This is a genomic window from Oscillibacter sp. (assembly GCF_032060045.1).
Lineage (GTDB): Bacteria > Bacillota > Clostridia > Oscillospirales > Oscillospiraceae > Oscillibacter.
Genome location: NZ_DAMBZJ010000020.1, coordinates 1 through 11,837 on the forward strand (window position 1 = coordinate 1; position 11,837 = coordinate 11,837).

Annotated in this window: 12 protein-coding genes; 6 read left to right on the forward strand and 6 right to left on the reverse strand. The window is 57.0% G+C overall.

The window, feature by feature from the left end:
• The 3 genes from dapF to RT018_RS09360 form a co-directional block, all read left to right on the forward strand.
• A partial coding sequence (gene dapF / locus RT018_RS09350) for a diaminopimelate epimerase (protein ID WP_312941328.1) occupies nt 1–723 on the forward strand: 723 nt, incomplete at its 5' end.
• A gap of 52 nt (nt 724–775) precedes the next feature.
• The gene (locus tag RT018_RS09355; protein ID WP_312941330.1) at nt 776–2,065 is read left to right on the forward strand and encodes a dicarboxylate/amino acid:cation symporter; all 1,290 of its coding nucleotides are present in this window, start codon (nt 776–778) and stop codon (nt 2,063–2,065) included.
• A gap of 434 nt (nt 2,066–2,499) precedes the next feature.
• A complete protein-coding gene (locus tag RT018_RS09360) occupies nt 2,500–2,928 on the forward strand; it encodes a divergent PAP2 family protein (RefSeq protein ID WP_312941331.1) in 429 nt (142 codons plus the stop codon).
• 208 nt (nt 2,929–3,136) lie between these two features.
• Here the strand turns inward: RT018_RS09360 and RT018_RS09365 are convergent, their stop codons facing one another.
• The 6 genes from RT018_RS09365 to RT018_RS09390 all read right to left on the reverse strand — a co-directional run bounded on the left by RT018_RS09365 (nt 3,137) and on the right by RT018_RS09390 (nt 9,101).
• Nucleotides 3,137–3,964, reverse strand: a complete 828-nt coding sequence (locus tag RT018_RS09365) for an alpha/beta hydrolase (RefSeq protein WP_312941333.1) — start codon at nt 3,962–3,964, stop codon at nt 3,137–3,139.
• A 66-nt stretch (nt 3,965–4,030) separates the two neighbouring features.
• Complete coding sequence (locus RT018_RS09370) at nt 4,031–5,239, reverse strand: 5-bromo-4-chloroindolyl phosphate hydrolysis family protein (protein ID WP_312941335.1); 1,209 nt, start codon at nt 5,237–5,239, stop codon at nt 4,031–4,033.
• A 5-nt stretch (nt 5,240–5,244) separates the two neighbouring features.
• Nucleotides 5,245–5,454, reverse strand: a complete 210-nt coding sequence (locus tag RT018_RS09375) for a DUF896 domain-containing protein (RefSeq protein WP_312941337.1) — start codon at nt 5,452–5,454, stop codon at nt 5,245–5,247.
• 88 nt (nt 5,455–5,542) lie between these two features.
• Nucleotides 5,543–6,340: a YlmH/Sll1252 family protein gene (locus RT018_RS09380; RefSeq protein ID WP_312941339.1), complete on the reverse strand. Its 798-nt coding sequence runs from the start codon at nt 6,338–6,340 to the stop codon at nt 5,543–5,545.
• Nucleotides 6,333–8,084: an ABC transporter ATP-binding protein gene (locus RT018_RS09385; RefSeq protein ID WP_312941341.1), complete on the reverse strand. Its 1,752-nt coding sequence runs from the start codon at nt 8,082–8,084 to the stop codon at nt 6,333–6,335. Before RT018_RS09385 ends, RT018_RS09380 begins: the two co-directional genes overlap by 8 nt.
• 171 nt (nt 8,085–8,255) lie before the next feature.
• Nucleotides 8,256–9,101, reverse strand: a complete 846-nt coding sequence (locus tag RT018_RS09390) for a hypothetical protein (RefSeq protein ID WP_312941343.1) — start codon at nt 9,099–9,101, stop codon at nt 8,256–8,258.
• A gap of 179 nt (nt 9,102–9,280) precedes the next feature.
• Between RT018_RS09390 and RT018_RS09395 the strand changes: the two genes are divergently transcribed.
• The 3 genes from RT018_RS09395 to RT018_RS09405 all read left to right on the forward strand — a co-directional run bounded on the left by RT018_RS09395 (nt 9,281) and on the right by RT018_RS09405 (nt 11,828).
• Nucleotides 9,281–10,372: a PfkB family carbohydrate kinase gene (locus RT018_RS09395; protein WP_312941344.1), complete on the forward strand. Its 1,092-nt coding sequence runs from the start codon at nt 9,281–9,283 to the stop codon at nt 10,370–10,372.
• 71 nt (nt 10,373–10,443) lie between these two features.
• Nucleotides 10,444–11,370: a pseudouridine-5'-phosphate glycosidase gene (locus RT018_RS09400; RefSeq protein WP_312941346.1), complete on the forward strand. Its 927-nt coding sequence runs from the start codon at nt 10,444–10,446 to the stop codon at nt 11,368–11,370.
• 92 nt (nt 11,371–11,462) lie between these two features.
• Nucleotides 11,463–11,828, forward strand: a complete 366-nt coding sequence (locus tag RT018_RS09405; RefSeq protein WP_312941347.1) for a DUF1294 domain-containing protein — start codon at nt 11,463–11,465, stop codon at nt 11,826–11,828.
• The last annotated feature ends 9 nt before the right edge of the window (nt 11,829–11,837 follow it).

The window sequence follows — 11,837 nt, forward strand, 5'->3', positions numbered from 1 at the left end:
ATCGGGGCAGACGGTCTGATGGTCGTGGACGCACCCACACAGGGCGGCGACTACAAAATGCGGTTTTATAACGCTGATGGGTCAGTGGGTGAAATGTGCGGAAACGGTGCCCGGTGCATCTGCCGGTACGGCTATGAAACCGGTCTTGCCGGAGAAACACAGACGGTGGAAACCACGGCGGGCATTGTCACAGGCAGGCGCATTGACAGGCGGTGTTATCGCATCCGCCTGAATGACCCCTCCACCATCCAATTGGAGCATCCCATCGAGGTGGACGGTGTTCGCTATTCCTGCGCTTATGTGGAGCTGGGCAATCCGGGTCTTCCTCATGCGGCGGTTCCTTATCAGGGCCTGCGGGAAGCAGAGGAAAACGAGCTGCGGGAGCTGGGCCGCGCCATGCGGCATCACCCTTCCTTCCCCAAGGGCGCCAATGTGAATTTCTACGAGCTTATCGGCGAGGACGCGGTTTATGAGCGGACGTTTGAGCGTGGCGTGGAGGACTTTACTTATGCCTGCGGCACGGGCACCGGCTCTGTGGCCGCGGTTCTGACCTTGCAGGGCAAAGTTTCGGGATCCGGCGTCCGGGTGGATATGACCGGCGGGCAGCTCATCGTGGACGTGGAGCGGGAGGGCTCCGCCATCCGGTCCCTGTATTTGACGGGGCCCACCAACATTGTTTGCAAGGGCGAAATTACTGATGAGGAGCTTCGCCCCGCAAAATAAACGCAGCGCGTTTGAACTCCCCCCATTGTGTGTGAAAGAGAGGATTAAATTTATGAGTAAGAAAAGCTCCCTGCGGAGCAGCTATGGCCTTTTGATCTGCATGGTATGCGGCATTGTGCTGGGCTGTGTCGTGGGCGCCCTGTTCCCCAACGTGAAGGACGCAAACGGCGACGTGATTGGACTCGGCGCTTCCGTTCTGAAGCCTCTGGGCCAGATCTTCATTAACCTGATGTTCTGCATCGTGGTTCCCCTGGTGTTTGCGTCCATCTCCGGCGCCGTGGCCAACATGAAAAGCGCCAAGCGAGCTGGCAAAATTATGGGCGCCACCATCGCCACCTTTGTGATCACCGGTGCCATTGCCGCTGTAATCATGATTGTTATGTTGAAGCTGATTCCCCCTGTGCTGATTCCCTGGCAGAACATTCCCGCCGGAACGGTGGATGAGCAGAAGACCATTGCGGAGCTGATTGTCAGCTTCCTCACGGCGGAGGACTTTGTGGCGCTGCTGAGCCGTCGGGCCATGCTGCCCCTGATTGTGTTTTCCATCATCTTCGGCTTTGGTGTGAATATGAACGGCGGAGCGGACTGCCTTGTGGGTAAGTTTTTGGAGGATCTGTCCAACTGCATGATGAAAGTGGTCAAGATCATCACCTACTATGCGCCCATCGCATTTTTCGGCTTCTTCGCCGATCTTGTGGCAACCTATGGTTCCGGCATCGCGCAGGACTATGGCCGCGCACTACTGGTGTACTATCCCCTCTGCCTTATCTATATATTTACCGCCTTCCCTCTGTTTGCCCGCTTCGGCGGCGGAAAGGGCGCTATCAAGGTGATGCTGCGGCACATTCTCCGCCCCGCCGTCACCAGCCTGGGCACCTGCTCCTCCGTGGCCACCATTCCCACCAACATGGAAGTGGCAGAGGAAACCGGCATTCCCAAGGACGTCAGCGAGATTGTGGTGCCTTTGGGCGCCACCATGCACATGGACGGCTCCTGCTTCTCCTGCGTGCTGAAAATTGCGTTCCTGTTCGGCGTATTTGGTGTTCCGTTTGATGGGATGGGCACCTTCCTGAAAGTCATTCTGGTTGCGGTGTTCTCTTCCGTGGGTATGAGCGGTATCCCCGGCGGCGGCTACATCGGCGAGTTCATCATGTGCTCCGTCTTCTTCCCCAACCAGTTGGAGCTGGCTTATCCCATCGCCATCACCATCGGTAATTTGGTAGATCCCCCCGCCACTATGATCAACTCCGCCGGTGACTATGTCATCAGCTATGTGGTCGCCCGCTTTGTAGACGGCAAGGATTGGCTGCAAAAGGCGATTGCCTCCAAAAACGCGGACTGAGCGAGCCTGTTTTCGCTCTTCCGGTCACCGTGCGGTGACCAATCGCTGCGGCGCTAACTGCACTTACCTTTAAAAAACCCGGCGCGGCCCACGGGCTGCGTCGGGTTTTTGGAACTGAAGGAATATATGTTTTCGTTGCCTGCCACCGCTGAGTAGAAGCTTACAGGACTTGGATGAGCTTGCGTATGCCTGTGGGGAATACCTCCGGTCAGGTTTTTCCGGCCTGCTCACGGCACACCATTGCTGCATGCGCAGAATCTCCGGCGCATAAAATGGTTCTGCCTTGCATGTACGCCGCGTTTGCTCTCGGACCTAAAAAAACGCGGGATTTTACCCGAATATGCTGGCTCATTCAGTTAGCATGTGCTATAATGTCGAAGTGTGATGGAGCAGGCCGCGGCCAATACCTGCAGTACGGGGGGCATTAACACGATATGACGCTATGGAACAACCATCTTTTAATAAACGCAATGATCGCTTGGATTACCGCCCAAGTCCTGAAATTGATCATTTATGCTCTGATGAACCGAAAGCTGGACATTCGCCGTCTGTTTGGAGATGGAGGAATGCCCAGCGGTCACTCTGCCACCGTGACGGCTTTGGCCGTCACCGCGGGACTGGAGTGCGGTCTGGACTCGGCAACGTTTGCTGTCTCCGCCATTCTGGCCATTATTGTCATGCACGATGCCATGGGCGTTCGTCTGGAAGCAGGCAAGCACGCCAAGGCTCTCAACGAGCTTTTGGAACTTGCCAGCAGCGATCTTGAAAGCGAAGTGAAGCTGAAGGAATTTGTGGGACACACGCCACTTCAGGTGGCGTTCGGCTGCCTTTTGGGGCTGGTGCTGGCAGTCATTCTGAGTTGACTTTCAAGTAATTTTCAACGGCATGCGCACCGATTTACTTACAGCGCACACTTTTCCATTTTCCAGAGTGAGCAGCTGGTTTTGCGGTGCAGCCTTATTATTTGCACATAACCGCAAAGCTTTTGCTCAATTTATAAATACATCAGAAGACGGGGGATTGCCGGTTCGGCAATCCCCCGTCTTTTTTATCTGCAAGGAAACGGGCTACTTAAAAGCAGTCCGCCGTTCTGTCCAGCCAGTCTCCCACCAGCGTGGAAAACACCTCCGGGCGTTCTATTTGCAAATTGTGGCCCGCCAAATCCAACAGGGCAAACGCCGCCCGAGGGAAGTTCTCCAGAAGCTTCCATAAATCCCGGTATCCCACGCAGACGTCCTGCCGACCGGCCAGCAGCAGCGCGGGCCGATCAAAGTGCAGCGTCCGGATTTGGGCATCCACGTCGAAGGAAAACGCGTAATTCCGCCGTAGCGCCGACACAAATTCCCCGTTTGAAAGACCTAATCCGGACGCAATCTCCTGTTCATACCGTTCATAAACCCGCCGGTTTGCCAGCACCGCCAGATTGCAAAACGCCGCGCGCTCGTTTGGTCCCAGCTCCCGGAGAAATTTCTCATCATAACCCAGGGCACCCACCGGAGGCAGTTCCCGTTTTTCCGGCTCCGGCACAGTCACCGGGCAGATCAGCAAAAGCCCATCCGTCAATAATCTCAGCTCTGTGGTCAAAAGGCCCTGAGCAAGGTAACCACCATAGGACTCTCCCACCAGCAAAAACCGCTCTCCCGCCGTCAGCTCAGCGATAAGAACGCGCAAAAGCTCCAGAATCGCATTCGAGGAAGCCCGGTCCATGGGTGCGTCTGACCGGCCCATGCCGGGCAGGTCCACGTAGATGCGTCGATAGCCCGGCCGCTGTTCAAACACCGGCTCCATGCACCCCGTCATCAATCGATGGTCGCAGCCAAGGCCGTGGAGCAGCACCACCGGCTTTCCCTCGCCCACGCTGCGGCAGTATAGCTCAACGCCATGCACCGTTTTGTACATCTTCTCCACTCCCACCTGCTGTCAACACTGCGATTTCCCTCTTGTTCCGCGGTGTCGGCGCAGCCTTTACTCCTCCTGCGTCTGTGCCGCCGTTCCGCCTAAATCCACATCGCGGCTCCGCCCGGAGGGGGAAGTTCCTTTCTCCAGACCGCCCAGCCCAAAGTCCCGCTCCACGCTGGCGGTATCCCGCCGAAGCATGGTTTCCATTACCCGGATATCGCTGTCCACGTCCAGTACATCGGTCTTGTAAAGCTCGTCCAGCTGGTGCTCAAAGCCCGCGACGATGGAATCCATAGTCTGCTCGATCCGCAGCTTGGCCTGACGCAGGTTCTCCCCCTCCACGCCCGCCGCGTCAAACTCCGCGTAGGAGTCCAGCAGCTTTTGAGTGGTGGGCAGATAGTAGTTCATAAACGTGTCAATGTGGTCCTTCTTTTTCGGGTCCGCCTCTACCGCCCGAAAAATGCGGGCGGTCACGTCTTCCAAACGGTCAATCTTCTCGGACAAAACAGGGTCGGCAATCCGCTCATTGGCCCGGCGAATACTTCTCAGAATGCCAGAATATCCCTCCTCTGCCTCCTTGGGCGGCTGACGGACGGGATCTTCCGCCTCCTTATGGCGGCGGTGGGATTCCTCAGCCTGAGCGCTGCGAAAAAAGCAGCCTTGGCTCTGGTCCAGATAGGCCTGAGGCCCAAAATAGCCCCGGTCAATCATCTTCGCCAAATCTTTCTCCACGCGCCGTCTGGGCCAGCCAAGTTTTCGGCTCAGGTCTTCCACGGAGACGGTCTCCGCCTCCCCCAGCACTGCAGAATAGCGGGCATAACGGCGCATAGTTGCATCCATGTTCAGACCGCCGAAAAACAGGCCCAGACCACCCGCCGCAATGGCGGAATACTGAAAAAGCTCCCAGAGATAGCCACTGAACCCATCAAACACCATCCCCGCCGGTTCCGACGCGAGCAGAATCCCAATGCCCATAGCGATAAGGCCAACCATTTTCATGGTCTGCGCATTGGACCGCTTCACCGCCGGGCGTCTGGTCAGATTTCTGGCGGCAGCCTCCGCCCGTCTGCCCACGGCATGTCCCTGCGGGTGGGCCTGCTCCATGCCCGGGCGCGCGGAAGCTTGGGGCGCAGTTTTTTTCTTGTCACCGCCCTTCCCAAACAGTTTGGAAAACAGCAGATACAGCGCCACGGGCCAAATGCCTATTGCGAACAGGAAGACAATCAGCGCCCAATGGCCCCAGTCGCTGTCCTGATTTCGTTTCTCGGGGGTCATGGACGTCACTTCCCTTTCTTCTTCAGCTTTTCTTTCGATCCGTCGGGCCGCAAAAGCACGGTATTGTCCAGCTGTCCTTGTAAATTGCCCAGCACCGCCCCCACATATTCTTTGCGCAGCGCGGTACGCTCCGCCGTCTCCTCTTCACTCAGGCCCTCGGGCAACTTCGCCTTGCGAGCCAGTTCGTTGATCCGGTCAATTTTCGCTTGCTCCATGCAGCTCCTCCTGTCACTTGCCGGGTGTTTCCCGCTCAAAAATCAAGTCAATGGTCTCAAATTCATATTCCAGCATATGCGCACTTCCTCAAACGGACCGCCGAACCACAATGGACGTCCGGCCCTTTCTGGTCACGCCGCCGATTTCCGTCACCGTAAACCGGCCCACGCCCCGGGCGGAAACGGTGTCTCCCTCCGCCAGCAGACGGTCCGGTTTCGTGCATTCCAGCCAGTTGACCTGCACCCGGCCGCTCGCAATCAGGGAGGCCGCTTTTCCTCTTGCCATCTTAAAACCCGTGGCGGCAATGGCGTCCAGCCGAAGGCTCATCACCGTATCCCGGACTTCTTCAAAGCGCTCCTCCGGCACGGACAACTCCTCCGCTGAAATGGCGGAGACACTCAGCTTTGCCCGCCCGGCCTGGTCCCAGCTTTGCAGCAAAAAATCGGCCACGCCCTCCAGCACAATCAAGTCGCAGGACTCCTTGCCCGCCAGAATGTCCCCAGTCTTCTCCCGGGTCACGCCCATGCCCATCAAACTCCCCAAAATATCCCGGTGGCCAAGGTCGTATTCGGGACGGTATTTCGCCCGCAGGCACCGCAGCGGGCCTTGCTCTGCCGCCGCTTCCATGTCCATCCAGTCCGGCAGAAATAAAAGGATTCGCCGCTCGGCTCCTTCATAGCCGCCCATGGACACATACTCTGTCTCCCCCACGCCCGCAAGGCGCAAAAGCACCTCGGCGGAGGCCCGCTCCTGGGGAGAGAGAAAATCCGTGGCGGTGGGGATATTGCGGCTTTGGGCCTGCTCCAGCCGATCCAGCACCCGGGCGAGAATCAGCCGCTCCTCACCGCTTTTTGCGGCCCTGTCTAAAAGCTTTGTTTTATCCATGGCGCAATTCCTGCGTACGGTATAGCTGAGCATACGCGCCGTTTTTGGCCAGCAGCTCCGCGTGGGGACCCTGCTCCACAATTTCGCCGTTCTCCACCACCAGAATCCGGTCCGCCTTTTGGACGGTGGAAAGTCGGTGGGCAATCATCAGCGTGGTGCGGTTTTTAGCAAGACGCTCGAAGGTGGCCTGAATTTTCGCCTCCGTCACACTGTCAAGCGCGGAGGTTGCCTCATCCAGAATCAGCACCGGTGGGTCCTTCAGGAAAATCCGAGCGATGGAAATGCGCTGCTTTTGCCCGCCGGAGAGCAGGGTTCCCCGCTCGCCCACATAGGTGTCAAACCCGTCGGGCAGGGCGCAGATATCGTCATAAATCTCCGCTTCCTTCGCGGCTTTGAAAATTTCCTCCTCCGTGGCTTCAGGCCGACCATAGCGGATGTTTTCCAGCACACTGGCGGCAAACAGGAACACCTCCTGCTGCACCACGCCCACGTTTCGGCGTAAGGAACTTTGCTTCACATGGCGAACATCCTTCCCGTCCAGCCGCACACTTCCCCCGGACACGTCGTAAAATCGGGGAATGAGCTGGCAGAGGGTGGACTTTCCGCCCCCGGAGGGGCCAACCACCGCCACCGTTTCGCCGGGGCGGATGTGCAGGTCAACATCGTGAAGCACCGGCAGATTGTCCCGATAGGCAAAGCTTACATGGTCCAGATCCACCCGCCCCTCCACGCGGGAAAGGTCCGCCGCATTCGGCGCGTCCTTTAGTGCCGGTTCCTCCCGCATCAGCTCGGCAAAACGCTTTAACCCCGCAGACCCGTTGGCAAACAGTTCCATAAAGGAGGAGAGTTTGCGGATGGGGCTGACAAAGGTGGTGATATACAAGCTGAAGGTAATCAGGTCGATGGTGTTCATTTGCCCCTGCATGATAAACCAACCGCCTGCGGCAATCACCGCCGCCTGCAGCATGCACAGGAAAAACTCCATGGCGGCGTTAAACCGGCCCATGGCCTTGTGAAACACCCGCTTGGAAGTTTTAAACGTCTCGTTGGACCGGTCAAACTTGCGCAGCTCCGCCGCCTCGTTGGCAAAGGCCTTGGCGGTGCGGATGCCTGACAGGCCCGACTCGATATCCGTGTTGATGGCGGCGGTCTTCCGCTTCACCGCGTCCGACGCCTCCGCCATAGACCGGCGGAAGCTCCATACCACGGCGAAAAACACAGGAAGAATCAACGCAATCACCAGCGCCAGCCGCCGCTGAATGGTAAACATCACTGCAAGGGACCCCACAATGGTCACAAAGGAGATGAACACGTCCTCTGGTCCGTGGTGAGCCAGCTCCGTAATGTCGAACAGATCGGCGGTGAGCCTGCTCATCAGTTGGCCGGTGCGGTTTTTGTCATAGTAGCGGAAATCTAACTCCTGCATGTGGTGAAACAGGTCCCGGCGGATATCCGCCTCCACCAGAATGCCGAAGGTATGCCCGTAATAGGCAATGACATAGCTCAGGGCCGCTCGCAATGTAAAAGCCGCCACCACGGCTGTCATCACGGCGAAAAATGCCTGCCACGCATTTTCGGGCAGCAGGGTATACATGCACCACCGAGACACAAAGGGGAACGCCAGATCAATAAGAGACATCGCAAAAGCGCAGCCGATGTCCAGAAAGAAAAGCCGCCGGTGGGGCTTAAAATAGCTGATGAAAATTTGAAATAAGGAATGGGTCTGAAATTCTTTGGCGGTCATGCTCACTCTCCTGCTTCAGCCGATTGAAAACCGGACGTAATAATGTATGAAAACTCAGTGGAAACGGCGGCGTAAATATCCTGCCCGCTTCTTAGACATTATAGCATGGGATTCCCCCTGGTGCAACAAGGAATCCCCGTCGGACAGTCCTTGTCCGGCGGGGATTTATACTCAGGAGATGGCTTCGTTTCCAATGCTGTACTCCTTCCATGTGCCGCTCTTAGGCCAGACGCACACGCAGTCGGAAAAGAAATACGCGCCGCGGCCCCCGCGCCATTTCTGCGCGTCAAACGTCAGGGTTGGCAGGCTGGCATCCGCCGTCTCGCCCTGCTTGTTCGCGGTGACGGAAAAAAGCACGCCGTCCTCCCAGAAAAGCTGCTCCCCGTCGATATACCCCTGCTCTTTCAGCTCTTCAAAGGTTCCCATCAGAGCCTGCGCCCCGTGAAGCTGCCCAAACTGCCACGCCACGGCAGCCTTTTCTGTCTCTGTCAGATCGCCGGGGGCGCTGCTTAAATTCACGCCCACGTAGGGAACCGTGCCGCCGTCCTCCATGCCGTTCAAGCCTGTGTCCGTATTCCACAAATCATCCAAGACCTTCAGCCACAGGCCACACAGGTCGTTATAACTGCCTTTTTCCGGTGTTTGCGCCCGCAGCGAGACAATCTGCGCGAATTGTGCTGGATAACTCTCCAGCACCATGCCAGAATGCTCCACCTCCACCGTCATACCATCGGTAAGGTCTTTTGCATCTGCGGATTGTCCGTCCACCGTCACGGGGAGATTCTCCGTCGACAGAAGATACACGCCATCCGCTCCGTTTAGCTCCGCCAGCAAAAGTTCTCCTGTTTCCGCTCCGTCCACAATCCGGCACACGGTTACGCTTCCCGTAGGATCATCCACTCCCCCGGAAACCCCGGAAGACGATTCTGCGTATGCCGACGGCGGCAGAGCCTGCCCGCAGGCCGCCAGAAATGCGCACAAAGTCATCAATACGATTGCTATCCTCATTTTTTTCACTTAAATTCAGCCTCCTTTTTTCTCTTGGACGAAAATCAGGAGGTGGGAGTTCCCGTAACAAGTATTTTCGCATCCACTTTCGGAGAAACCCCGTGAATTTTCCTCTTGACAATTTTTTTGAAACGGGTAAAATAAACATATGATTACGAAATTAAAAAATGCTTACAGAGGTGAAGTTCATGACCCAAAGAGAGCGTCAGCTACTCAATTGGATTGAAGAAAATCCCCTGATTTCCCAGCAGGAGCTGGCGGAAAAAGCGGGCATCACCCGCTCCAGCGTGGCTGTTCACATCTCGAATCTGATGAAAAAGGGCTGCATCGCCGGGAAAGGCTATATTGTCCGCACCGCGCCCTACGCGGCGGTGGTGGGCGGCGTGAACATGGACATCGGCGGCTGGCCCGCCGAGGTGCCAGTGGCCCGGGACTCCAATCCCGGACGGGTACGCATGAGCCTTGGCGGTGTAGGCCGCAACATTGCCCACAATATGGCCCTCATGGGATTGGACGTGCGGCTGTTGACGGTGTTTGGCGACGATTTGAATGCCCGGAAAATTGCCGCAGGTTGCGCAGAAGTGGGCATTGACGTGTCCCAGTCTCCCTTTTTGCCGGGGGAACATACCTCCACTTACCTTTTCATCAACGACGAGGGCGGCGACATGGCCCTTGCCGTCAGCGATATGGAGATTTACCAGCGGCTGACGCCCCAGTTTTTGGCCCAGCGTCAAAAACTACTGGACAGCGCTCAAGTGGTGGTGGCGGACACAAACCCTCCGGCGGAAGCTCTCGCCTATCTGGCGGACCACTGCACCGCCCCCATTTTCTGCGACCCTGTCTCCACAGCCAAGGCGGAGAAACTCCGGCCTATTTTAGGAAAACTTCACACCTTGAAACCCAACCGCATTGAAGCGGAGCTGCTTTCCGGCGTGGAAATCCGGGATGGGTCAAGCCTTCGCCGTGCGGCGGACGCGCTGTTGGAAACCGGACTGCGCCGCGTGTTCATCTCAATGGGCGGCGACGGCGTGTTTGCCGCCGACCACCACACCGCCGTGCAACTTCCGGTGATCCCCGGAACCATGGTGAATACCACCGGCTGCGGCGACGCGTTTATGGCCGCAATCACTTGGGCCTATCTCCGGGGCTCGGATTTGGAGGAGACGGCGCGTCTGGGACTTGCCGCCTCGTCCATCGCCATGGAGAGCGGAGAGACGATCAATCCGGCCATGCAAGCCGACGAGCTATGCCGCCGCGCGGAGGTCTATAAAGCACTTTAATCCCCCGATTTTCAACAGATTATTTTACAATCAGTCATTTTTATTTAAAAATAATACTTGGAGGAATCATTATGCTGAACAATTATCTGGATATCTCTCCTGAAGTACGCGCTGCACTGGACGCGGGCAAGCCCGTGGTCGCTCTGGAATCCACCATTATTTCCCACGGCATGCCCTACCCTCAGAACGTGGAGACAGCGCTGAACGTGGAGCAGATTATCCGGGACAACGGTGCCGTTCCTGCCACCATGGCCATCATCAAAGGGCGCCTGAAGGCCGGCCTTTCCAAAGACGAGATCGACTATCTGGGCAAAACCGGCCACGCCGTTCCCAAGGCCAGCCGCCGGGATCTGTCGGTGCTGGTGTCGCAGGGCCGGGACGGGGCCTGCACCGTCACCACCACTATGATTATCGCGAACCTTGCCGGCATTTCCGTCTTTGCCACCGGTGGCATCGGGGGCGTTCACAGGGGCGCGGAAACCACCATGGATATCTCGGCGGATTTGGAAGAGCTGGCGAACAGCCCCGTCATGGTGATCTGCGCGGGCGCGAAGTCCATCTTGGACCTTGGTCTGACCTTGGAGTATCTGGAAACCCACGGCGTGCCCGTCATTGGGTACGGTACGGAGGAACTGCCCGCTTTCTACACCCGGAAATCCGGCTTTGGCGTGGACTATCGACTGGACACCCCGGAAGAGCTGGCAAAGGCCTTCCACGTCCAGCAGGAGTTGGGCCTTGGCGGCGGGATGTTAGTTACAAACCCCATTCCCGAGGAGTATTCCATGTCCCCGGAGGTTATCAACGACGCCATTGCTCAGGCCGTTAAAGAGGCAGAGCAGCAGGGGATTCACGGCAAGGAAACCACACCCTTCCTGCTGGCGAAAATTAAGGACCTTACCGGGGGTGACTCTCTGAACAGCAACATCCAGCTGGTATATAACAACGCGCGGCTGGCAGCAAAGACCGCCGCAGTCTTGCGTACGCTTGAAAAGGCCTGATCGCTGTGTTAAAATGAGCCGACGGAAAATTCCGTCGGCTCATTTTGCATTTCCCGCTGAATGGTTTACTGATTCATTAAGGAGGGCTCCCAATGGAATCGAAACTGCCTGTGCCTCCGGAAGCCACGAACTTTTCCACCGTGGCGTTCCTGTTCGCCTCTCCTCTGGGCCTTGCGCTCACGTGGCTATTCCTGATCAACCTGATTACTTTTCTGGTTTTTGGTTTTGACAAACTGAAGGCAAAGTGGAAAGTAAACCACGAAAGCACTCGCCGGGTCCCGGAGAAAACGCTGTTTCTTCTCAGCGCCATGGGCGGCAGTCTTGGGGCACTCTTGGGTATGAAGGTCTTTCGCCACAAAACCCTTCACAAGACCTTTCGCTTCGGCATTCCGGCCATTTTGTTTTTGCAGGTGCTGGTAATCGGGGGCCTTTGGGTTTACTTCCACTCCAACTGGTAAGAAACTCTC